This is a genomic window from Actinophytocola sp. KF-1, from assembly GCF_054661535.1.
Genome location: NZ_BAAFVK010000001.1, coordinates 884,220 through 905,379, shown reverse-complemented (window position 1 = coordinate 905,379; position 21,160 = coordinate 884,220). Strand labels below are relative to the sequence as shown.

Genomic DNA, 21,160 nt, shown 5'->3' with positions numbered 1-21,160 from the left:
GCGCGGTGGTGGGAAAGGGCCGGTCTGATCGTGGTGGCCGCTCGGGTGCTCCTCGCAACCCTGCTTCGCGGCGACGGATGGCCGTTCCCTGACCACCACAGTACGCGACATCGCGACGGTGCGGGTCATCAGCCGGGAACCGCGAGGTCAGCGGCGTTCCTGTGGACAACTCCAGCGGAGCGTCCTGCCGCCGTCGGTCCCCCGACGTAGCATGGAAACCGGGGGCCGGAGGCCGCCACCCCGTGGGGAGGTCACCATGTCCAACGACGACCCGCAGCGCGACCCGGTCATCTTCGGCGAGGACCCGTTCACCCACGACCGGCCACCGGTCGAGGACGAGGACCTGCCGACGTACCGGCCGCCCGCGCACTGGCCGTTGATCGTCGCGATCACGATCCTCGTGGTCGTGCTCGTCGGCGCCGTCGGGCTGTTCGTGTTCTAACGCGCGCGCTCGCCCGCCCGCCACACCGCCCACGTCAGCGGGACGCCGGGCCGGTACGCCAGGTGCGTCACCGACGGCGCGTCGAGCACCTGCACGTCCGCGCGCGCACCGGCGCGCAGCACGCCGACGTCGTCGCGCCGCAGTGCCCGCGCGCCACCCCACGTCGCCGCGCGGACCGCCTCCTCGACCGACATCCGCATCTGCAGCACGGCCGTGGCCACGCAGAACGCCATCGACGACGTGTACGACGAGCCCGGGTTGCAGTTCGTCGCCAGCGCGACCGTCGCGCCCTGGTCCAGCAGCTGACGGGCGTCCGGCAGCGGCTGGCGCGTCGACAGGTCGCACGCGGGCAGCAGCGTGGCCACCGTGTCCGACGCCGCCAGCGCGTCCACATCGGACCGGGTGAGGTACGTGCAGTGGTCGACGCTCGCCGCGCCCAGCTCCACCGCCAGGCGCACACCGGGGCCGTAGCCCAGCTGGTTGCCGTGCACGCGCAGGCCGAGGCCCTTCGCCTTGGCGGCCGTCAGCACCGCGCGCGACTCGTCCTCGTCGAACGCGCCCGTCTCGCAGAACACGTCCGCCCAGCGCACGTGCGGGGCCACCGCGTCGAGCATCGCGCCGGTCACCAGCGCCACGTAGTCCGCTGTGGACATGTCGGCGGGCACGAGGTGCGCGCCGAGGAACGTGACCTCGTCGGCCTCCTCCGCGGCGATGCGGGCGGACCGCAGCTCGTCGGCGACCGTGAGCCCGTAGCCGGTCTTGGTCTCCACGCACGTGGTGCCCTGGGCGACGGCCTCGGCGACGTGCCTGCGCAACACGCCACGGAGGTCGTCGTCCGACGCGGCGCGGGTGGCCGCCACGGTCACCGCGATGCCGCCCGCCGTGTACGGCTGACCTGCCATGCGTGCGGCGAACTCGGCCGTGCGGTCGCCCGCGAACACCAGGTGCGTGTGGCTGTCGACCCAGCCGGGCAGCACCGCGCGGCCCTCGACGTCGACCCGCTCGTCGGCGTCGGGTGCGTCCGCCGCCGCGCCGACCCACGCGATCCGGTCCCCGTCCATGACCAGCGCCGCGTCCGTGAGCGCGGGGCCGTCGTTGGTGGTCAGCTCGCCGATGCCCGTGACGAGAACACTCATGCCCACAGCTCCTCGATCGCCTCGGTCAGCAGCCTGCCCACGTCACCCAGCCGCGTGTGGTGCCCGTTCTCCGCGACGACCACGCCGTTCGACACCACCGTGTGCACGTCGGCCGCGGTCGCCGCGTACAGCACCTGCTCGGGGCGGCTGCCCGCGGTGCGGGGGCTGTCCAGCCGGACGGCCGCCAGGTCCGCCGGCGCGCCGACGTCGATCGTCCCGGCGCCCGGCCAGCCCAGCGCGGCGTTCCCCGCGGACGTCAGCGCGGTGACCAGTTCGGCGGGCCTGAACCGGCCGCGCTGCCCGGTGCGCAACCGTTCCCCGTGTTCCAGGGCCCGCGCCTCGGCGAGCGGGTCGACCACCGCGTGCTGGTCGCTGCCCAGCGAGAGCGGCGCACCAGCGTCGACCAGCTCACGGGCCGGGCCGATGCCGTCGGCGAGGTCGGCCTCGGTGGTCGGGCAGAAGCAGACCGCGGTGCGCGACGAGCCGAGGGTCGCGATGTCGTCGCCGGTCAGGTGGGTGGCGTGCACGGCGGTCGTCGACGGGCCCAGCGCGCCGGCCTCCGCCAGCAATCCGACCGGTGTCAGGCCGTACGCCGCCTGGCAGGCCTCGTTCTCGGCGGGCTGCTCGGAGACGTGGACGTGCAGCGGCCGGTCGTCCACAAAGGACGCCAGCTCGGCGATCCCCGCGCGCGGCACCGCACGCACCGAGTGGACGGCGGCGCCCCAGCGCGTGCCGCCGGTGTCCTGCCGGGACAGCGCCCGCTCGGCCCACGCCTCGACGCTGCCGTCGGAGAACCGTTGCTGCTCAGGGGCGAGCGGCGTGCCGATGCCGCCGGTCAGGTAACACGTGTCGAGCAGCGTCAACCGCGTGCCCGCGGCCAGCGCCGCCTCCCGCAGGGCCTCGCCCATCGCGTTCGGCTCGGCGTACCGGCCGCCGCCGGACGGGTGGTGCACGTAGTGGAACTCGCCGACCGCGGTCACGCCCGCGACGACCATCTCCGCGTAGGCCGCCGTCGCGAGCCGCAGGTAGTTGTCGGGTGTCAGCGTCGCCGCCAGCTCGTACATGCCGCGCCGCCACGTCCAGAACGTGCCGCCGTCGGCGTGGGTGCGGCCACGCAGCGCGCGGTGGAACGCGTGCGAGTGGACGTTCGCGAAGCCCGGGAACACCACGCCCCGCAACACGTGCGCGCCGGCGGGTGGCGTCGCGGACCGCGACACCGCGGTGATCCGGTCGGCGGCCTCGACCACCACGCCCGGCACGACCCCGGCGGGCAGCCACGCGTGCTCGCACCAGAAGGTGGTCATCCGGCGAGCCGCCCGAGCACGGTCGCGAGTGCCGTCACCCCTGCCCGGCAGTCGTCCGGTTCCGCGTGCTCCTCCGGCGCGTGGGACACCCCGGTGGGGTTGCGGACGAACAGCATCGCCGTCGGGACGTGCGCGGCGAGGATGCCCGCGTCGTGCCCGGCGCCGGTCGGCAGCGCGGGCACACCACCCAGCGCGGCGGACACCGTGTCCCGCAGCCCGGCGTCGAACACCACCGTGTCGCCGTAGGACTCCTCGACGACGTTCAGCGCGCAGGTCTCCCGCGCCGCCGCGTCCGCCGCCATCTCGCGGATCCGCGCGACCACCCGGCGGGTGTCCGCGTCGTCGTCGGCACGGGCGTCCAGCCACACGTCCACAGTGGACGCGATGACGTTGGTGCCGCCCGGGTTCGGGACCAGCCTGCCGACGGTCGCCCGCGCGTCGTCCACCTCGGACGCGGCGATCCGCGCGGCCAGCACCATCTCCGCGGCGGGCACCATGGGGTCGCGGCGGTCGCCGAGCAGCGTGGCGCCCGCGTGGTTGCCCTCGCCGGTGAACGTGAACCGCCAGCGGCCGTGCGCGAGGATCGACGACGCCACCCCCACGGGCGCGCCGAGGTCGATCAGGCCACGCCCCTGCTCCACGTGCAGTTCGACGAACGTCCCGATGTTCGCGAGCGCCTCCTCGTCGCGGCCGATGCGCGCCGGGTCGAGCCCGGCCTCGGCCGCCGCCTCGGCGAAGCTGACCCCCGCGGGGTCGTGCAGGCGCCGGGCCACGTCCGGGTCGATGGCGCCGGACAGCAGCCGCGACCCGAGGCACGGCACGCCGAACCGGCCGCCCTCCTCCTCCGCGAACACCACGATCGCGAACGGCCTGGCGGGCGTGAACCCGCCGGCCCGCAACGCGTCCACGGCCTCGAGCGCGGACGTCACGCCGAGCGGTCCGTCGAACGCCCCGCCGCCGGGCACCGAGTCGAGGTGGCTGCCGGTCACGATCGCGTCCGGCCCCGGCTCACCCCACCACGCCCACAGGTTGCCGTTGCGGTCGCAGCGCACGGCCAGGTCACGCCGCTGCGCCTGCTCGACGAACCACTCGCGCAGCTCGCGCTCGGCCGGGTCGAAGACGTGCCGGGAGTACCCGCCACGCGTGCGGTCCCGGCCGACGTCGCCGATGGCCGCGAGGAGCCCGGTCACGGCGGTGTTCATGGCATGGGCACCGTGACGCCGCGCTCGACGGCGACGTGCCGTGCCTCGTCGTAGCCCGCGTCGACGTGGCGGATGACGCCCATGCCCGGGTCGTTGGTCAGCACGCGGGCGATCTTCTCACCGGCGAGCGGGGTGCCGTCGGCGACCGTCACCTGACCGGCGTGGATCGACCGGCCGATGCCGACGCCGCCGCCGTGGTGGATGGACACCCAGCTGGCGCCGGACGCGGTGTTGACCATGGCGTTGAGCAGCGGCCAGTCGGCGATCGCGTCGGAGCCGTCGGCCATCGCCTCGGTCTCCCGGTACGGCGAGGCGACCGAGCCGCAGTCGAGGTGGTCGCGGCCGATCACGACCGGCGCGGACAGCTCACCGCTCGCGACCATCTCGTTGAACCGCAGGCCCGCGAGGTGCCGCTCGCCGTAGCCGAGCCAGCAGATGCGTGCCGGAAGTCCCTGGAACGCAACCCTTTCGCCCGCCATGCGGATCCAGCGGGCGAGGGACTCCTTCTCCGGGAACAGTTCCAGGATCGCCCGGTCGGTGGCCGCGATGTCGGCCGGGTCGCCGGAGAGCGCGGCCCACCGGAACGGGCCCATGCCCTCGCAGAACATCGGCCGGATGTAGGCGGGCACGAACCCGGGGAAGTCGAACGCGCGGTCGCTGCCGCCGAGCTTCGCCTCACCGCGGATGGAGTTGCCGTAGTCGAAGACCTCGGCGCCCGCGTCCATGAACCCGACCATGGCGTCGACGTGGTCGGCCATCGAGTCGCGGGCGCGGTCGGTGAACTCGTCGGGCTTCTTGGCGGCGTAGTCGGACCAGTCGTCGAGCGCGACGCCCTTCGGCAGGTACGCGAGCGGGTCGTGGGCCGACGTCTGGTCGGTCACCACGTCGATCTCCACGCCGCGGCGCAGCAGCTCGGGCACGACCTCGGCCGCGTTGCCGATGACCGCGACCGACAGCGCGCGGCCCTCCTTCTTGGCGGCCTCGACGCGGCGGACCGCGTCGTCCAGGTCGTCGGCGACCTCGTCGAGGTAGCGGGTCTCGACACGGCGGTGCGCGCGGGCCGGGTCGACCTCGACGCACAGCGCGACGCCCTCGTTCATGGTGATGGCGAGCGGCTGCGCGCCCCCCATGCCACCGAGGCCCGCGGTCAGCGTGAGCGTGCCCTTGAGCGAGCCGCCGAACCGCTTGCGCGCCACGGCCGCGAACGTCTCGTACGTGCCCTGCAGGATGCCCTGCGTGCCGATGTAGATCCACGACCCGGCCGTCATCTGGCCGTACATGGTCAGGCCCAGCGACTCCAGGCGCCGGAACTCCGGCCACGTGGCCCAGTCGCCGACCAGGTTCGAGTTCGCGATCAGCACGCGCGGAGCCCACTCGTGCGTGCGCATCACGCCGACCGGCTTGCCGGACTGGACGAGCAGCGTCTCGTCCTCGCGCAGCGCGGTCAGCTCGCGGGTGATCGCGTCGAAGGACGCCCAGTTGCGGGCGGCCCTGCCGGTGCCGCCGTAGACGACCAGGTCGTCGGGGCGCTCGGCGACCTCGGGGTCGAGGTTGTTGTGGAACATCCGCAGCGCGGCCTCGGTCTGCCAGCTGCGTGCGGTCAGGGTCGTGCCGCGCGCGGCGCGGACGGGACGTGCTCCAGCGGTCATGGCAGGTCTCCCGATCGGATGAGTGCCTCGGCGGCGGCGATCTCCGGGGCGAGGTGGCGGTCCGGGCCAGGCCCGGGGACGGCTCGGCGCAGGGCAGCGACGGCCTGCGCGGTGGCGGGTGCGGGGGTCAGCGGGGCCCGCAGGTCGAGCGCGCGGGCGGCGGTGAGCAGCTCGATCGCGAGCACGGTCGTCAGCCCGTCGATCGACTTGCGGAGCTTGCGGGCGGCGGACCAGCCCATCGAGACGTGGTCCTCCTGCATGGCCGAGCTCGGGATGGAGTCGACCGACGCCGGGACCGCGAGCCGCTTCATCTCCGAGACCACGGCGGCCTGCGTGTACTGGGCGATCATGTGCCCGGAGTCGACGCCCGGGTCGTCGGCGAGGAACGGCGGCAGGCCGTGGCTGCGGGTCGCGTCGAGCATCCGGTCGGTGCGCCGCTCGGCCATGCTGGCGACGTCCGCGGCGGGGATCGCGAGGAAGTCCAGCGGGTACGCGACGGGCGCGCCGTGGAAGTTGCCGTTGGACTCGACGCGCCCGTCGGGCAGCACCACCGGGTTGTCGATGGCGGCGGCCAGCTCGCGGTCGGCGACCGTCTCGACGTACGCGACGGTGTCGCGGGCGGCGCCGTGGACCTGCGGGGCACAGCGCAGCGAGTAGGCGTCCTGCACGCGGTTGCAGTGCGGGCCGCGGTGGCTCGCCATGATGGCCGAGCCCTGGAGGAGCGCGGTCATCCGCGCGGCGGAGACGGCCTGGCCGGGGTGCGGGCGCAGCGCCTGCAGCTCGGGCGCGAACACCCGGTCGGTGCCGAGGAGCGCCTCGACGGACATGGCGGCCGTCAGGTCGGCGACGTCGAGGAGCCGGTGCAGGTCGGCCAGGGCGAGCACCAGCATGCCGAGCATGCCGTCGGTGCCGTTGATGAGCGCGAGGCCTTCCTTCTCGGCCAGCTCCAGCGGGGCGATCCCCGCCTCGTAGAGCGCGTCCTTCGCGGGCTGCCGCTGACCGTCGACGAACACCTCGCCCTCGCCCATCAACGCGAGCGCGACCGCGGACAGCGGCGCCAGGTCGCCGGAGCAACCGAGCGAGCCGTACTCGTGGACGACCGGGGTGATGCCCGCGTTGAGCAGGCCCGCCAGCGCCGCCACGACCTCCTGGCGCACGCCCGTGCGGCCGGTGGCGATGGTGCGCAGCCGCAGCAGCATCAGCCCGCGGACGACCTCGGCCTCGACCGGGTCCCCCGCGCCCGCCGCGTGCGAGCGGATCAGCGACCGCTGCAGCGCGGCACGGCGGTCGAGCGGGATGTGCCGGGTGGCGAGCGCGCCGAACCCGGTGGAGACGCCGTAGGTGGGGGTGGTGGCCTCGGCGAGGCGTTCGACGTGCTCACGGGTCTTGGTCACCCCGGCGAGGGCGGCGTCGCCGACCTCGACCGGCGCGTGCCCGCGCACGACGGCGACCACCTGTTCGCGGGTGAGCGGCCCGCCATCGATCACGACCATGGGCACCATCCCATCGCGGTTCGCCGCTCCGCACGACCCGAGCCGGCGGGTTCGAGTCTGGTATCCCAGACACATGACGGATGTGCCTGCCCTGCGCCGCGGGCTCGCGGTGCTGCGCCTGCTGGCGGGCCGCGCGGGCCCGGTGACCGCCGGGTACGTGGCCCGCGAGCTGGGTTTGCCCAGGTCGACGACGTACCACCTGCTCGCGGAGCTGGCGGCGGCCGGATTCGTGACGCACCTGCCCGAGGAGCGCCGCTACGGGCTTGGCCTGGCCGCGTTCGAGCTGGGGTCGGCGTACCTGCGGCACGACCCGCTCGAACGGCTGGCCCGGCCGGTGCTGCGGGGGCTGATCGGGCGGACCGGGCACGTGGCGCAGCTGGGCGTGCTGCACGGGCGGGAGACGCTGTACCTGTTGCGTGAGCAGCCCGTCCTGCACGCGACGGTCGTGACGGACGTCGGGGTGCGGCTGCCCGCGCACCTGCCCGCGTCGGGCCGGGCGATGCTGGGTGCGCTGCCCGCGGCGCAGGTCAGAGCGCTGTTCCCGGCGCGGTCGGCGTTCGTGGACCGGACGGGCCGGGGCCCCGCCGACCTGCCGTCGCTGCGGCGTTCGCTGACCGCGGCCCGGCAGCGCGGGTGGACCGTGGAGGACGGGTACGTGACCCCCGGCTTCGCGTCGGTGGCCGCGCCGGTGCTGGACCACAGCGGTCACCCGATCGCGGCCATCTCGACCACGTTCCGCCACGAGTGCGACCCCGAGTGCGGCGAGACGTGGCCCTCGCTGGCGGCGGAGACCCGGCGTGCCGCGGAGGAACTCACCGCACGCATCGGCGGCACCCGCACCGTGGGGAAGGATGAGCCGACGTGACCCGCCCCGAACCCCTGGTCGACCCCGCCACACCTCGAACGGTCCTGCCCCCGGTACCGCGGTGGCGGATCACCGCGTACGTCGTGACGGGGTTGGCGGGCACGGTCGCCGCGGTGACCGTCCTGTGGTGGGCGGGGACCCGCGGCCTCACCGGGCACGACCTGGTCACCGCGCGGTTCGACGCACTGCGTGTCGGCCTGAGCATCGCCGTCGGCGGGGGCGGCGTGTTCGCCCTGTACCTCGCGTGGCGCCGCCAGCGCGCGACCGAAGTGGACCTGGACAACCGCGAACGCGCGCTCGCGCACCAGCTGGCGGTCGCCGCGGACACCAAGGCCCACCAGGAACGCGTCGCCGCGGCGACCGAGCAGGACGCCGCGGCCCGCCGGGTCACCGACCTCTACGCCAAGTCGGTCGAGCTGCTCGGGGCCGAGCAGGCGCCGGTGCGGTTCGGGGGGCTGTACGCGCTGGAACGGCTCGCCCAGGACAACCCCGAGCAGCGGAAGACCGTCGTCGCCGTGTGGTGCGCCTACCTGCGGATGCCGTTCGTGCCCGACGACGACGCCCGGCGGGAGGAACGCGAGGTCCGGATCGCCGTGCAGCGGCTGCTGGCCCGCCACCTGCGCCCCGGCGACGGGTTCTGGCCCGGGATGAGCGTCGACCTGGCGGGCGCCGCACTGGTCGCGTTCGACTTCGAGGACGTGCACGTGGACGTCGCGCAGTTCCACGGGGCCACCTTCGTCGGGCCCGCTCGCTTCCGCCGCGCCGACTTCCTCGGCTCCGCCGGGTTCTCCCGCGCCACCTTCCGCGACGACGCGCGCTTCAGGCAGGCCACGTTCCACGGCACCGCGCCATTCCGGCACACGACCTTCGCCGGGCGCGCCGACTTCACCGGGGCGACCTTCGCCGTGCGGCCGGACTTCGAGCACGCCACCTTCCGGCACGACGACGGGCCGCCGCCGAGCTGAGACCCGGCGACGGCCCGCGACGGTCAGTGCCTACAGACCGGCCTTGGACAGCCAGTCCTTGGCCACGTCCGCGTACTCCGGCTTGTCCGGGGCGTTCAGCGCGGCGTTCAGCTCCAGCAGGGTCTTCGTGTCGAGCTTGGCCGAGACCGCGTTCAGTGCCTCCTTCACCGTGTCGCTCGCCTTGTCCTTGTTGATCAGCGGGACGACGTTCTGCGCGGCGAAGTTGTTCTTCGGGTCCTCCAGCACCACCAGGTCGTTCGCCTCGATCGAGGCGTCCGTGGTGAAGATGTCGGCGGCCTGGACGGTGCCGTCGAGCAGCGCCTTCGTGGTGATGGCGCCCGGCTCCAGCGCGCTGAAGCTCTTGAACGTGCAGTTGTAGGTCTTCTTGAAGCCCGGGATGCCGTCCGGCCGCTGCTGGATCTCCGGCGGGCCGCCGAAGACGACCTCACCGCAGTGCGGCACCAGGTCCTCGATGGACTTCAGGTTCCACTTCTCCGCCGTCTCCTTGGTGACGACGATGGCGTCCTTGTCCTCCGCCTCGGCCTTGTCCAGCACGATGAGGTTGTCCGGCAGCGCCTCCTGCAGCGCCGTGTACACCTCCTCGGACTCGACCTCCGGCGCCTCCTTGTCGAAGAACTGCAGCAGCACACCGGTGTACTCGGGGATCAGGTCGATCGACCCGTCCTTGAGGCCGTCCATGTACTTCTCGCGGCTGCCGAGGTCGAACTGCCGGTCGACCGTGACGCCCTTGGCCTCCAGCGCCTGCGAGTAGATCTCCGCGAGCAGCTGGCTCTCCGGGAAGTTCGCCGAGCCGACCGTGATCGTCTCGCTGGAACCGGAGCCCGACGGCTTGTCCTCCTCCAACGGGTCGCCGGAACTGCCGCACGCGGAAACGGCCAGCGTCGCCGCCAGGGCCGTCGCCACACCGGCGATAACGCGCTTCATCCTGTGTCTCCTCACGTGGACCTGCTTACCAATTCCGGGGTCGGTTTGCGCCAGACGCGCGCGGTGCGCTGCCGCGTGGCCGCGGTGCGCAGGCCGGGTGACACGGCCACCCGCTGCACGACCTCCAGCACGCCCTCCACCACCAGCGCGAGCACGGCGATGACGATCGCGCCCGCCGCCATCTGCGGGTAGCCGTCCGGCGAACCGGCGCCCGCGTTGTTGCCGTCGATCACGAACCTGCCCAGCCCGCCGAGCGCCACGTACGCCGCGATCGTCGCGGTGGCGATCACCTGCAGCGTCGCCGAGCGGATGCCGCCGAGGATCAGCGGGAGCGCGTTGGGCAGCTCCACCTTCCACAGCACCGTCGAGCCGCGCATGCCCATGCCGCGGGCGGCGTCCACAACGGACGCGTCGACGTTCCGGACACCCGCGTACGTGCCGGCGAGGATCGGCGGCAGCGCCAGGATCACCAGCGAGATCACCACGGGCAGCAGGCCGACGTAGGTCAGCAGCACCAGCAGCGTCAGCAGGCCCAGCTCGGGCAGCGCGCGCAGGCCGTTGGACAGGCCGGCCACGAGGAACGTGCCGCGTCCGGTGTGGCCGATGACCGCGCCGAGCGGCACCGCGATCGCCGCCGCGATCAGCACGGTCAGCGCGGTGTACCCGAGGTGCTCCAGGATCCGGGCCGGGATGCCCGTCGGGCCGCTCCAGTGCGCCGGGTCGAACAGCCAGTCCAGTGCGGCGTTCACTTCGTTGCCCCCTGCCTCGCGCGCGTCCACGGCGTGATGGCCTTGCCGACGAGCAGCAGCAGCGCGTCGATCAGCAGCGCTATCACGAGGATCAGCGCGATCGCGACCACCATCTCGACCGCGTTGTTGCGCCGGAAGCCCTCGGTGATCAGGCCCCCGAGCCCGCCGATGCCGATCAGCGCGCCGACCGCGGTCAGGCTCATCGCCGACACGGCGGCGACGCGCAGCCCGGCGACGATCACCGGGATCGCGAGCGGCAGCTCGACCGACAGGAACCGCCTGGCGGGCCGGTACCCGATCGCGGTGGCCGCGGCGGTGATCTCAGCAGGCACGGCCAGCAGCGCGTCGGTGATCGAGCGGACCAGCAGCGCGATCGTGTAGATGGCGAGCGGCACCTGCACGTTCAGCGGGTCGATGATCTTCGTGCCGATCAGCAGCGGCACCAGCGTGATCAGCGCGAGCGACGGGATCGTGTACAGGACGCCTGCGAGTGGCACCAGGACGAGCCGGACGGCGGGCCAGCGGCTCGCGGCCCAGCCCAGCGGCAGCGAGATGATCAGCCCCACCAGCACCGGCAGCAGCGCGAGGAACAGGTGCTCGCCGGTGGCCTCGGCGATCTTGTCGACGTTGCGCGGTAGCCACGGCCACGGCCAGTCGACGTTCACGCGGGCACCTCACCGGTCCTGCGCGCCTCCGCGAGCGCGTCGAGCACGGCGTCCGCCTTGACGCTGCCCGCGACCGCGCCGTCCTTGTCGACGGCGATGCCGACGCCTGCCGGGGAGCTGAGCGCCGAGTCGAGCGCGTTGCGCAGCGAGCCCGCGGTGCCCGCCGCGCCGTCCACTTCGTACAGCGAACCGCCGGAGACCGGGTTGCCGGTGTCCGATGTGGACGACCCGTCGACCCAGCCGAGCGGCCGGTTGTGCTCGTCCACGACGACGACCCAGCCGGCCTCGGTGACCGCCTCCCCGGCCCGCACGGTGGTGACCGGGCCGACCGGGACGCCGGTCGCGGTGAGGAACCCGAGCGCGCGGTAGCCGCGGTCGCGGCCGACGAAGGACGACACGAAGTCGTCGGCCGGCTTCGCGAGCAGCTCCGACGGCGTCGCGTACTGCGCGAGCCTGCCGCCGACGCGGAACACCGCGACCTTGTCGCCGAGCTTGATGGCCTCGTCGATGTCGTGGGTGACGAACACGATCGTCTTGTCCAGCTCGGACTGCAGGCGCAGCAGCTGCTGCTGCAGGTCGTCGCGGACGATCGGGTCGACCGCCGAGAACGGCTCGTCCATCAGCAGCACGGGCGGGTCCGCCGCGAGCGCGCGGGCCACGCCGACCCGCTGCTGCTGCCCGCCGGAGAGCTGCGCCGGGTACCGCTTGCCCATCTCCGCGGGCAGGCCGACCAGTTCGAGCAGCTCCCCGGCGCGGGCACGGGCCTCGCGCTTGCTCTTGCCGGTCAGCAGGGGCACGGTCGCCACGTTGTCGACAACCGTGCGGTGCGGGAACAAGCCGGCGTGCTGGATGACGTAACCGATGCCGCGCCGCAACAACGGCGGGTCGGAGTCGCGGATGTCCTTGCCGTCCAACAGGATCGTGCCGCCGGTCGGGTCGATCATCCGGTTGATCATGCGCAGGGAGGTGGTCTTGCCGCAGCCGGACGGCCCGACGAACACCGTGATCTTCCCCGCGTCGACGACGAGGTCGAGGTTGTCGACCGCGACGGTACCGTCCGGGTACCGCTTGGTCACGGCCTGGAACTCGATCACTGCCCCGAGACTCCTCAGATCGAGACGGCCACCTTCCGGCCGTGGGTCGCCCGACCTTAGCCCGATACACCGACAACGGCAGGTCATCTCACACTGTGACTAGCCCATCCGACCCGCCTTGACTCACCCATTCGGAGCAGCGTAACCAGATCGTCACCAAACCCCGCGAGTCCCGCTCTCAAACACCGCGAGTCGCGCTCTCGCGCACACCGAGTTGCCGGTTTCGTGCACATGCCGGGACCCGGCCCGCTGCACGAAACACACAACTCGGTATGTACGAGCGCGAGACTCGCGGGGTCAGGAGCCTCGGGGGATGTGGACCGGGCCCATGCGGAGGAGTTCGCGGAACTCCTTGGCGGGGAGGGGCTTCGAGAGGAGCCAGCCCTGGTAGGCCTCCACGCCGAAGCTGCGCAGCACGTGGAACTGGGAGTCGGTCTCCACGCCCTCCGCGACGCACGTGCGGCCCATCGCACGGGCCATGTCGACGAGTGCGCGCACCACCGCGAAGTCCGCGGCCTCGGTGGCCACGCCGGACACGAACGCGCGGTCGATCTTGATGATCTGCGCGGGCAGCTCCTTCAGCCGCGCCAGCGACGAGTAGCCGGTGCCGAAGTCGTCCACCGCGAACCGGACACCGCGGTCGGTCAGCTCGGCCATGGCCTGGCGGCTGCGGGACGGCAGGTCGATCAGCGACGTCTCGACCAGCTCCAGCACCACGCGGTCCCACGGGATGCCGGTCTCGGCGACGGCCGCGGCCACGATGTCGGTGAAGTCCGGGTCGCCCGGCACGAGCCCCGCGAGGTTCACCGCGACGCCGACCTCGGCGCCCAGCACGGCGCCCGCCATCATCGGCCACTTCGACGCCTCGCACAGGGCCGTCCGCAGCACCCACCGGTCCAGCTCACGCAGCAGGTCGCCCTGCTCGGCGACCGGGAGGAACTCGCTCGGCGGCAGCATCCCGCGCTCCGGGTGGGGCCACCGGACCAGCGCCTCCGCCTTGAGGATCGTGCCGTCGGCGCCGACGACCGGCTGGTAGTGCAGCACCAGGCCGTCGTTCGCGATCGCGTCCCGGAGCTGGCCCTCCAGCAGCATCTGGCTGTTGGCCGACGCGATCAGCGCCTCGCTCGCCAGCTGCACCCGGCCCGTGCCCTGGCGTTTCGCGTTGAACATGGCGGCGTCGGCGAACCGCAGGAGGTCCGCGGCGGACGTCTCGGGCCCGGTCGGCGCTGCCGCACCGATCGTGGCCGACACCCGCAGCAGCTGCCCGCGCACCGGCACCGCCGCGCGTAAGAGCTGGGCGACGCGGTTGGCGAGCGCCTCGACGCCGCCGACCTCGTCGACGTCCGAGCAGATCACCACGTACTCGTCGCCGGACATGCGGCCGGCCGTGCACGACGGCGGCAGCCCGCGTTCGAGCCGCCGCGCGAGCGCGGTGATCAGCTCGTCGCCGACGTCGTGGCCCAGCGAGTCGTTGACCCGCTTGAAGTTGTCGACGTCGCAGAACAGCAGCGCGACCTTGTCCGCGTCCGGCCCGCCGAGCAGCTGGTTCAGCAGCTCGTTCACCGCCGCGCGGCCGGGCAGCCCGGTCAGCTCGTCGTGCGTCGCCTGGTAGCGCAGGCGTTCCGCGGCGCGGCGGCGCTCGGTGACGTCGGAGAACACGACGAGCCAGAACCGGTTGCCGTCGTCGGCGACCGAGACCGTCACGTTCAGCTCGCAGTACACGGCCTTGCCGGACGCCGTCACCAGCACCCGCTGCCCGGCGCGGGTGTCGCCGTTGCGCCGGGACACGCCGGCCAGCAGCGACTCGCCGCGGTCGGTCGGGTGGGTGAGGTCGGCGGCGGCCATGCCACGCAACCGTTCCAGGTCCATCTGCAGCAGGCGGCACAACGCGTCGTTGGCGTCGACGAGCCGCTCGGCCTCGTCGAACAGCCCGATCCCGACCGGCGCGATCGCGACCAGGTCGGAGAACCGCTGCGACGAGCGCATCATGCGGGTCTCGGTGGACCGCTGCTCGGTGACGTCCTGCGCGGTGCCGATCATGATCGTGCCGTCGGCGTCCATCGCGTCGCCGCGGCAGCGGAACACCCGCCACGACCCGTCCGGCAGCACCGCGCGGTGCTCGCACTCGACGGGCCTGCCGGTCGCCGCGAGGTCCTGCCACCGCTGGTCCACCCACGCGCGGTCGTCGGGGTGCACGAGGCTGAGGTAGTCGGTGTAGGTGATCGGCGTGCCCGGCTCGACGCCGAACAGCTCGTAGAGCATGGTCGACCAGATGCACTCGCCGGTCTCGGTGTTCCACTCCCAGGTGCCCATGCGGGCCACCCGCTGCGCGTCGCCGAACAGGCGCCGGTCCTGGCTCGCCCGCTGCTCGGCGACCCGGACCTTCGTCACGTCCTGGACGGTGCCGGTCGCGCGCAGGAGGTTGCCGTCCTGGTCGGTCTCGGCGTGCGCGCGGATCTGGAAGACGCGCGCACCCGTCGGGTCCCGCACCTCCGCCTCGACCGGCACCGGCCCGCTGCCCGCGACCAGGCGGGCCCGGAACTCGCCGAGCACCGCCTGGTCACCGGGAAACACGAGACCCATCACGTCGGAGACCGTGCAGTCGTCGGACAACCCGCACAGCCTGCGCAGCCCTTCGGAGAAGTAGGCGCGGTTCGCCTCGACGTCGACGCTCCACACCCCGAGCTCGGCGATCCGTTCCGCGCCGTCCAGCAGGTGGACGGCGTGTTCCTCGCTCGGCTGCACCACATCGACCAGGGGAATGGCGTCCGAGGGCAGCGTCGAGTCGCCGGTCAGCCGCTCGCCAGGGAGCGGGCCGGCACGCACGACATGCTCGGCCACCACGCCCATCCTTCCGCCCGCATGCCGGCGGGTCGGGCGCAGCCCCCGATCTTCCCGCCGGTGCTCAGGCTACCCCGTCTTCCTTCGCGGCACGGGCGACTGCCGCCGCCACTTCCGGCGCGACCCTCGGGTCGACGCCGCTCGGCACGATGTAGTCGGCCGACAGGTCCTCCTCGGCGACCGCCGCGATGGCCTCCGCGGCCGCGAGCTTCATGTGCTCGGTGATCCGCCGCGCCCCCGCGTCCAGCGCGCCGCGGAACACCCCGGGGAACGCCAGCGAGTTGTTGATCTGGTTGGGGAAGTCGCTGCGGCCGGTCGCCACGACCGCGGCGTACTTGCGCGCCACGTCGGGGAGGATCTCCGGGTCGGGGTTGGACAGCGCGAACACCGCGGAGTTGGGCGCCATCGACGCGACCAGGTCCTCGGAGATCGTCGAGCCGGACAGCCCGACGAACACGTCGGCGCCCTTCATGGCCTCGGCGATGCCGCCGCGCAGCCCGGCCTTGTTGGTGCGGGTGGCCAGCTCGGCCTTCACCGGGTTCATGCCGTCGCGGCCGTCGTACAGGATGCCGCGCGAGTCGAGCACGGTCACGTCGCCCGCGCCCGCCGACAGCAGGATGTTCGCGCAGGCCACACCCGAGGCGCCCGCACCCGCGATGACGATCCGCTGGTCGGCCATCGTCCGGTCGCGCACGGTGTTCGCGCCACGCAGCGCGGCGAGCAGGATGATCGCGGTGCCGTGCTGGTCGTCGTGCATGACCGGGCAGTCCAGCGCCTCGATCACGCGCTTCTCCAGCTCGAAGCAGCGCGGCGCGGCGATGTCCTCGAGGTTCACGGCGCCGAACGACGGGCGCAGGCGCACCAGCGTCTCGACGATCTCGTCCACGTCGGTCGTGTCCAGCACCAGCGGGATCGAGTTCAGGCCGCCGAACGTCTTGAACAGCGCGGCCTTGCCCTCCATGACCGGCAGCGACGCGCGGGGGCCGATGTCGCCGAGGCCGAGCACCGCCGTGCCGTCGCTGACGACGGCGACGAGGCGGGAGGTCCAGGTGTACTTGTCGACCAGCGAGGCGTCCTCGGCGATCGCGCGGCTCACCTTCGCCACCCCCGGGGTGTAGGCGATGGACAGCGCACGCGAGTCGGTGATCGACCGCGGTACCGAGATGTCCAGCTTGCCGCCCTCGTGGGCGCGGAAGATCTCGTCGTCGGTGACGGGAATAGTCAGGTCGGTGGCCAGCGGGTCGTTCACGGCAGTCATTGCGTCCCTCCTGCGGGGCGTGCGGAAGCCTCGTGTTCTGGCAGGTTGGCTCCGCTCGATCGCGGCGTGGTCGAGCATCGGTTGGGTGCACCGATGCGGCGGGACCAGGCCGGGCACGTCGGCCGCACGCCGTCTGTAGGGCGGGCGACCGCGGACGCTGCGGTATCCCACAGTGTAGACAGGGCCGCTGTCCGCTGTCGCGTACCCTCCGTCACATGGAGGTACGCGAGCTCAAGATCCCGGGGGCCTTCGAGTTCACCCCTCGTTCCTTCCCGGACGACCGCGGCGTCTTCGTCTCCCCGTACCAGGAGGAGGCGTTCGTCGAGGCGGTCGGGCACCCGTTGCGGCTCGCGCAGACCAACCACAGCCGGTCGCGGCGCGGCAGCGTGCGCGGGCTGCACTTCGCGGACGTGCCGCCCGGGCAGGCGAAGTACGTGTACTGCCCGGCGGGCGCGCTCCTCGACGTCGTCGTCGACATCCGCGCCGGGTCGCCGACGTTCGGGGTCTGGGACGTGGTGCGCCTGGACCCGGTGGACTTCCGCGCCGTGTACGTGCCGGAGGGCCTCGGCCACGCCTTCGTCGCGCTCGAGGAGGACACGGTGATCTCCTACCTCTGCTCGACGCCGTACAACCCGCCCGCCGAGCACGGTGTGTCACCCGTCGATCCCGCGCTCGCCCTGCCGTGGCCCGCCGACCTGGAGCTGCTCCTGTCGCCGAAGGACCGTGCCGCGCCCACCCTCGCCGAGGCCGAGGCGGCGGGTCTCCTGCCCAGGTACGAGGACTGCCAGGCGCGCTACCGCGAGCTGAGGAGCCGGGGCTGAGGCCACAGCCGCGCCACGACCACGCCGTGCACCTGCGCCGGCCCGAGGTCACGTGAGTCGGTGCTGGCCCCGGTGTTGTCCCCCTCCACGTGCCACCCGCTCGCGTCGCCGGCCGTGACCCGCTTGATCGACAGCTGCCCCGGCCGCGTCACCCACGTGACCACCACCACATCACCCGCTCGAGGGACCCTCCGGTTCCGCGCAAGCACGACGTCACCGTCCTTCAGCGTCGGCGCCATCGACGGCCCGCGCACCCGGATGCGCCGGTAGGGCAGCCGCCCGAGAGGGTTCACTCGATCACCTCCACCGTGTCCGCCCAGCATGCCGGGAGTAGTGTCCGACACGTCGGAGCGTCAACCTTGTTCAGGAGGAAAGATGCGACTCCTGTCGCGCATTCTCGGCCCACGCCTGGAGGCCACCGCACACTGCGACCTTCCCTGTGGCGTGTACGACCCGGCGCAGGCCCGCATCGAGGCCGAGTCGGTGAAGGCCATTCAGCAGAAGTACCAGGACAACGAGGACCCCGAGTTCCGCACGCGCGCGATCCTCATCGCCGAGCAGCGCAGCGAGCTCGTGAAGCACCACCTGTGGGTCCTGTGGACCGACTACTTCAAGCCGCCGCACTTCGAGAAGTACCCGCAGCTCCACGAACTGATCAACAAGGCGACGAAGGCCGCAGGCGCCGCGGGCACCAAGGGTTCCATGGACCCCGCCAAGGGCCAGGAACTCCTCGACTACATCGCCGAGATCGACAAGATCTTCTGGGAGACCAAGCAGGGCTGAGCCTCTTCGTCGAACGGCGCTGACCGACTCGCTCGGTCGGCGCCGTTTCTCGTTGCCGGGGTGTCCTCTGACGGCCTGAAGGCGGCTCGTCGGGGTCGCTGCCCCTGCTGCGCTGACTACAGTCGCCGACGTGCTGTTGATCGGCGGGACGTCGAACGTGGGGAAGTCCACCGTCGCGCGGGTGGTGGCGGGGCGGCTGGGGTACGAGCACCGGTCGACCGACTACCTGGCGCGCCATCCCGGGCGGCCGTGGCGGACCGCCGAGCGGGAGGTGCCGCCGCACGTCGCCGAGCACTACTCGTCGCTCGCCGTCGACGAGTTGATCTCGTCGGTCCTCGCGCACTACGCGCGGCTCTGGCCGCGGATCGAGGAGCTGGTCCGCGCCGCGGACGGGCTCGTGCTCGAGGGCTCCGCGCTGTGGCCCGAACGGGTCGCGACCCTCGACGTGCCCGCCGTGTGGCTCACCGCGGATGACGACGTCATCCGCGACCGGATCCACGCGGCCGGCGACTACGCGACGGCGACCGCCGGCGAGCGGGCGCTCATGGACAAGTTCCTCGCCCGCTCGATCCGCTTCCAGCAACTCGTGCTGGCCGACGTCGAACGCCTGGGGCTCGCGCGCGTCGACGTGAGTGGCCGCTCCGTCGACGAGGTCGCCGACGCCGTCCTCGCGTAGTCACAGGAACGGGGTCAGCGCCGCGCGCCACGTCTCGTCGAGGTCGGCGTCCGGGGGGAAGCGGCCCGCGAGTTCGAGGTCCACCAGCCCGTGCGCGAGGGCCCACAACGCGCGCGCCCGGTGCTCCTCACCGCGTGCGGCGGCCACGACCGGGGCCGCGGCCGCCGCTTCGACCTCGGCCGGGATCACGTCTCGGCGCAGTGGGTGGCGGGTCGCCAGCTCGTACAGGCCGGGGTGGGCCAGCGCCCACCGCCGGTACGCCACCATGATCGCGAGCAGGTCGGCGCCTGCCGGTGCGAGGGCCGCCGCCAGCACGCGCAGTGCGCGTTCCTGCAGACCGGCCTCGATGTCCTCCTTGTTGGCGACGTGTTTGTACAGGGACGGGGCGCGGATGCCCATCTCCTCCGCCACGCGGCGCATGGTGAGCGCGGCCTGCCCCTCACGCTCGAGGAGGGACTCCGCCACGTCGAGGATCTCCTCCCTGCGCGTCACGCCGCGACTCGCTCCGCCCGCTCTTTCAGCGCCTCGTTCATCTGGCGGAAACCCTCCTCGGTCTTCGCGAGGGTCGACGCCAGCACCGGCACCAGCACGCCGGTGAACGTCTCCTCCTGCGTGAGCCTGCAGCCCGACGCCGTCGGCTCCAGCACGAACGAGTGGCGGCCGTCGAACAGGCCCGGGAACAGCAGTCTGCCCAGCCATTCCAGCTTCCGGCCTTCTTCGACGACCGTCACCGTCGGGCGGAAGGTCATGCCCTTCACGCCCGGCGGCGTGATGCGGACGGTCAGCCGCTCGCCCTTCACCAGCGCACCCTCCAGGGACGGCATGAACGGGTTCCAGTCCGCGAACGCCGCGGTGTCCGTGAGCTGGGCCCAGACGACCTCGGTGGGGGCGTTGATCTCGGTGGTGACGCTGATCCGGCGCATTGCTTCCTCCTGGCTAACGTTGTTAGCACAACACTAAGCTAACGCCGTTAGCCTTGTCAAGGCCCTGCTCGGCACGACGGGTCACGCCAGCAGTTCGATCACGCTCGGGAAGTCGTCGCCGCCGAAGCCCTGTTCGACACGGCGGCGCATGAGCGCGAACAGCGGGTCCGACAGCTCCGTGCTGATCCCCTGCGCGCGGCTGACCTCGGCGATCCCGTCGTTCGCGACCTGCATCGCCAGGTCGGACTCCTTCGCGGTGTAGTCGCCGGAGTCGATCTGCCCCGCCATGTCCACGAGCGCCGGGAACATCGCGCGCAGCCACGGGATCAGCAGCGTCTCGGTGAACTCGGCGACCGGCACGCCCTCGCCGCGCACCATCGCCGCCGCGTGCACGAAACCGCCGAGCATGCCGTACATGCCGGTGAGCATCGCGATGTCGTTCAGCGCGGCCAGGCCCGGCGCCGTGCCGAGGTAGCGGCACTCGCCGAAGGCCGCCAGAGCGCGCTCCGAGCGGCGGAAGGCCTGCTCGTCGCCGCTGTAGAGGACGACGGCGGCCGGGGTGCCGATCATGGACGGGATCGCCATGATCCCGCCGTCGAGGTAGGCCGCGCCGCGTTCGGTGACGAGCGCGGACAGCTTCGCCGCCTCCGCGGGCGTGCCGGTGGTCAGGTTGACGATCGTCCGGTCGCGCAGGTCGACGCCGTCGAGCACCGCCACCACCGACTCGGCGTCGAGCAGGCACAGCACCACCACGTCCCCCGCGGCGACGGCGTCCGCCGCCGTGGCCGCGTGGGTGACGGCGAGGTCGGCCGCCCTGCCCGGTGTCCGGTTCCAGACCGTGGTGTCGTGCCCGCGGTCCACGAGCGCCGCGGCGAGCGCGCGCCCCATCTTGCCCAGTCCGATCACTGTCGTTCGCACGCCGACGACTCTGCGGTCATGCCCTACGATCGGGCAAGTACCTACCTTGAAGTCAGGTACTCACCGAAAGGTAAGGATCCAGCATGACGGCTCACGGTCCCTACTCGTGCGGTCTCGACGCGGCGCTCGACGTCGTCGGCGGGAAGTGGAAGTCGCTCATCCTGTGGGCGCTGGCCGAGAAGCCCGCGATGCGGTTCGGCGAGCTGCGCCGCGAGGTCGCGGGCATCACCGAGAAGATGCTGATCCAGCAGCTGCGGCAGATGGAGGCGGACGGCCTGGTCCACCGCGAGGTGTACCGGGAGGTGCCGCCGAGGGTCGAGTACTCGGTCACCGAGTTCGGCCGGTCGCTGAACGAGGCGCTGACGCCGCTCGGGGACTGGGGCGAGCGGCACATGGAGCGGATCGCCAACCGGGGCGCGAGACTGTAGATC

At 72.6% G+C, this 21,160-nt stretch carries 22 protein-coding genes; 7 read left to right on the top strand and 15 right to left on the bottom strand.

Features of this window, described 5'->3' with window-relative positions; genetic code table 11:
- The first annotated feature begins 256 nt into the window (after positions 1-256).
- Positions 257-442 carry a hypothetical protein gene (locus tag ACYQ77_RS04440; RefSeq protein ID WP_459707631.1) on the top strand — a complete coding sequence of 62 codons (186 nt, stop codon included), beginning with the start codon at positions 257-259 and terminating at the stop codon, positions 440-442.
- On the opposite strand, the gene hutI is transcribed toward ACYQ77_RS04440, so the two are convergent.
- Genes hutI through hutH form a run of 5 tightly spaced genes read right to left on the bottom strand, consistent with a single transcriptional unit; the run spans position 439 to position 7,226 of the window.
- A complete protein-coding gene (hutI, locus tag ACYQ77_RS04435; RefSeq protein ID WP_459707629.1) occupies positions 439-1,578 on the bottom strand; it encodes an imidazolonepropionase in 1,140 nt (379 codons plus the stop codon). The genes ACYQ77_RS04440 and hutI overlap by 4 nt on opposite strands.
- Positions 1,575-2,882 carry a formimidoylglutamate deiminase gene (locus ACYQ77_RS04430; protein ID WP_459707627.1) on the bottom strand — a complete coding sequence of 436 codons (1,308 nt, stop codon included), beginning with the start codon at positions 2,880-2,882 and terminating at the stop codon, positions 1,575-1,577. The genes hutI and ACYQ77_RS04430 overlap by 4 nt, the downstream gene beginning before the upstream one ends.
- Positions 2,879-4,084 (bottom strand): allantoate amidohydrolase, encoded by a 1,206-nt coding sequence (locus ACYQ77_RS04425; RefSeq protein WP_459707626.1) that lies wholly within the window; start codon positions 4,082-4,084, stop codon positions 2,879-2,881. The genes ACYQ77_RS04430 and ACYQ77_RS04425 overlap by 4 nt, the downstream gene beginning before the upstream one ends.
- On the bottom strand, positions 4,081-5,733 hold the full coding sequence (gene hutU, locus ACYQ77_RS04420; protein ID WP_459707624.1) for a urocanate hydratase: 1,653 nt from the start codon (positions 5,731-5,733) through the stop codon (positions 4,081-4,083). Before hutU ends, ACYQ77_RS04425 begins: the two co-directional genes overlap by 4 nt.
- The gene (gene hutH, locus ACYQ77_RS04415) at positions 5,730-7,226 is read right to left on the bottom strand and encodes a histidine ammonia-lyase (RefSeq protein WP_459707622.1); all 1,497 of its coding nucleotides are present in this window, start codon (positions 7,224-7,226) and stop codon (positions 5,730-5,732) included. Before hutH ends, hutU begins: the two co-directional genes overlap by 4 nt.
- A gap of 73 nt (positions 7,227-7,299) precedes the next feature.
- Between hutH and ACYQ77_RS04410 the strand changes: the two genes are divergently transcribed.
- Positions 7,300-8,091 (top strand): IclR family transcriptional regulator, encoded by a 792-nt coding sequence (locus ACYQ77_RS04410; RefSeq protein ID WP_459707621.1) that lies wholly within the window; start codon positions 7,300-7,302, stop codon positions 8,089-8,091.
- Positions 8,088-9,056 (top strand): pentapeptide repeat-containing protein, encoded by a 969-nt coding sequence (locus ACYQ77_RS04405; RefSeq protein ID WP_459707619.1) that lies wholly within the window; start codon positions 8,088-8,090, stop codon positions 9,054-9,056. The genes ACYQ77_RS04410 and ACYQ77_RS04405 overlap by 4 nt, the downstream gene beginning before the upstream one ends.
- A 30-nt stretch (positions 9,057-9,086) precedes the next feature.
- On the opposite strand, the gene ACYQ77_RS04400 is transcribed toward ACYQ77_RS04405, so the two are convergent.
- The 6 genes from ACYQ77_RS04400 to ACYQ77_RS04375 all read right to left on the bottom strand — a co-directional run bounded on the left by ACYQ77_RS04400 (position 9,087) and on the right by ACYQ77_RS04375 (position 16,608).
- Positions 9,087-10,001: an ABC transporter substrate-binding protein gene (locus ACYQ77_RS04400; RefSeq protein ID WP_459707617.1), complete on the bottom strand. Its 915-nt coding sequence runs from the start codon at positions 9,999-10,001 to the stop codon at positions 9,087-9,089.
- 11 nt (positions 10,002-10,012) lie between these two features.
- The gene (locus ACYQ77_RS04395; protein WP_459707615.1) at positions 10,013-10,750 is read right to left on the bottom strand and encodes an ABC transporter permease; all 738 of its coding nucleotides are present in this window, start codon (positions 10,748-10,750) and stop codon (positions 10,013-10,015) included.
- Positions 10,747-11,415 carry an ABC transporter permease gene (locus ACYQ77_RS04390; RefSeq protein WP_459707614.1) on the bottom strand — a complete coding sequence of 223 codons (669 nt, stop codon included), beginning with the start codon at positions 11,413-11,415 and terminating at the stop codon, positions 10,747-10,749. Before ACYQ77_RS04390 ends, ACYQ77_RS04395 begins: the two co-directional genes overlap by 4 nt.
- Positions 11,412-12,509, bottom strand: a complete 1,098-nt coding sequence (locus tag ACYQ77_RS04385) for an ABC transporter ATP-binding protein (RefSeq protein ID WP_459707612.1) — start codon at positions 12,507-12,509, stop codon at positions 11,412-11,414. Before ACYQ77_RS04385 ends, ACYQ77_RS04390 begins: the two co-directional genes overlap by 4 nt.
- A gap of 297 nt (positions 12,510-12,806) precedes the next feature.
- On the bottom strand, positions 12,807-15,359 hold the full coding sequence (locus ACYQ77_RS04380) for a sensor domain-containing protein (protein ID WP_459707609.1): 2,553 nt from the start codon (positions 15,357-15,359) through the stop codon (positions 12,807-12,809).
- A 55-nt stretch (positions 15,360-15,414) separates the two neighbouring features.
- On the bottom strand, positions 15,415-16,608 hold the full coding sequence (locus tag ACYQ77_RS04375; protein WP_459707607.1) for an NAD(P)-dependent malic enzyme: 1,194 nt from the start codon (positions 16,606-16,608) through the stop codon (positions 15,415-15,417).
- A gap of 215 nt (positions 16,609-16,823) precedes the next feature.
- Between ACYQ77_RS04375 and ACYQ77_RS04370 the strand changes: the two genes are divergently transcribed.
- Positions 16,824-17,429 carry a dTDP-4-dehydrorhamnose 3,5-epimerase family protein gene (locus ACYQ77_RS04370; RefSeq protein WP_459707606.1) on the top strand — a complete coding sequence of 202 codons (606 nt, stop codon included), beginning with the start codon at positions 16,824-16,826 and terminating at the stop codon, positions 17,427-17,429.
- Here ACYQ77_RS04370 and sodX read toward each other — a convergent pair.
- Positions 17,402-17,722, bottom strand: coding sequence for a nickel-type superoxide dismutase maturation protease (sodX, locus tag ACYQ77_RS04365; protein ID WP_459707604.1), 321 nt, complete (start codon positions 17,720-17,722; stop codon positions 17,402-17,404). The genes ACYQ77_RS04370 and sodX overlap by 28 nt on opposite strands.
- Positions 17,723-17,804: 82 nt before the next feature.
- Between sodX and sodN the strand changes: the two genes are divergently transcribed.
- Together sodN and ACYQ77_RS04355 are read left to right on the top strand one after the other, a co-directional pair.
- Positions 17,805-18,212 carry a superoxide dismutase, Ni gene (gene sodN / locus ACYQ77_RS04360; RefSeq protein ID WP_459707603.1) on the top strand — a complete coding sequence of 136 codons (408 nt, stop codon included), beginning with the start codon at positions 17,805-17,807 and terminating at the stop codon, positions 18,210-18,212.
- Between the two features lie 130 nt (positions 18,213-18,342).
- Complete coding sequence (locus ACYQ77_RS04355; protein WP_459707601.1) at positions 18,343-18,888, top strand: AAA family ATPase; 546 nt, start codon at positions 18,343-18,345, stop codon at positions 18,886-18,888.
- Here ACYQ77_RS04355 and ACYQ77_RS04350 read toward each other — a convergent pair whose 3' ends face one another.
- The 3 genes from ACYQ77_RS04350 to ACYQ77_RS04340 form a co-directional block, all read right to left on the bottom strand.
- A complete protein-coding gene (locus ACYQ77_RS04350; RefSeq protein WP_459707600.1) occupies positions 18,889-19,380 on the bottom strand; it encodes a TetR/AcrR family transcriptional regulator in 492 nt (163 codons plus the stop codon).
- Complete coding sequence (locus ACYQ77_RS04345; RefSeq protein ID WP_459707598.1) at positions 19,377-19,811, bottom strand: SRPBCC family protein; 435 nt, start codon at positions 19,809-19,811, stop codon at positions 19,377-19,379. The genes ACYQ77_RS04350 and ACYQ77_RS04345 overlap by 4 nt, the downstream gene beginning before the upstream one ends.
- An 81-nt stretch (positions 19,812-19,892) precedes the next feature.
- A complete protein-coding gene (locus ACYQ77_RS04340) occupies positions 19,893-20,729 on the bottom strand; it encodes an NAD(P)-dependent oxidoreductase (protein ID WP_459707596.1) in 837 nt (278 codons plus the stop codon).
- A gap of 83 nt (positions 20,730-20,812) precedes the next feature.
- On the opposite strand from ACYQ77_RS04340, the gene ACYQ77_RS04335 reads away from it, so the two are divergent.
- A complete protein-coding gene (locus ACYQ77_RS04335) occupies positions 20,813-21,157 on the top strand; it encodes a winged helix-turn-helix transcriptional regulator (protein ID WP_459707595.1) in 345 nt (114 codons plus the stop codon).
- The last annotated feature ends 3 nt before the right edge of the window (positions 21,158-21,160 follow it).

Coding starts and splice junctions, on each gene's coding strand:
- ACYQ77_RS04440 (WP_459707631.1), top strand. CDS start 257: ATGTCCAACGACGACCCGCAGCGCGACCCGGTCATCTTCGGCGAGGAC.
- hutI (WP_459707629.1), bottom strand. CDS start 1,578: ATGAGTGTTCTCGTCACGGGCATCGGCGAGCTGACCACCAACGACGGC.
- ACYQ77_RS04430 (WP_459707627.1), bottom strand. CDS start 2,882: ATGACCACCTTCTGGTGCGAGCACGCGTGGCTGCCCGCCGGGGTCGTG.
- ACYQ77_RS04425 (WP_459707626.1), bottom strand. CDS start 4,084: ATGAACACCGCCGTGACCGGGCTCCTCGCGGCCATCGGCGACGTCGGC.
- hutU (WP_459707624.1), bottom strand. CDS start 5,733: ATGACCGCTGGAGCACGTCCCGTCCGCGCCGCGCGCGGCACGACCCTG.
- hutH (WP_459707622.1), bottom strand. CDS start 7,226: ATGGTCGTGATCGATGGCGGGCCGCTCACCCGCGAACAGGTGGTCGCC.
- ACYQ77_RS04410 (WP_459707621.1), top strand. CDS start 7,300: ATGACGGATGTGCCTGCCCTGCGCCGCGGGCTCGCGGTGCTGCGCCTG.
- ACYQ77_RS04400 (WP_459707617.1), bottom strand. CDS start 10,001: ATGAAGCGCGTTATCGCCGGTGTGGCGACGGCCCTGGCGGCGACGCTG.
- ACYQ77_RS04380 (WP_459707609.1), bottom strand. CDS start 15,359: ATGGGCGTGGTGGCCGAGCATGTCGTGCGTGCCGGCCCGCTCCCTGGC.
- ACYQ77_RS04375 (WP_459707607.1), bottom strand. CDS start 16,608: ATGACTGCCGTGAACGACCCGCTGGCCACCGACCTGACTATTCCCGTC.
- ACYQ77_RS04370 (WP_459707606.1), top strand. CDS start 16,824: ATGGAGGTACGCGAGCTCAAGATCCCGGGGGCCTTCGAGTTCACCCCT.
- sodN (WP_459707603.1), top strand. CDS start 17,805: ATGCGACTCCTGTCGCGCATTCTCGGCCCACGCCTGGAGGCCACCGCA.
- ACYQ77_RS04345 (WP_459707598.1), bottom strand. CDS start 19,811: ATGCGCCGGATCAGCGTCACCACCGAGATCAACGCCCCCACCGAGGTC.
- ACYQ77_RS04335 (WP_459707595.1), top strand. CDS start 20,813: ATGACGGCTCACGGTCCCTACTCGTGCGGTCTCGACGCGGCGCTCGAC.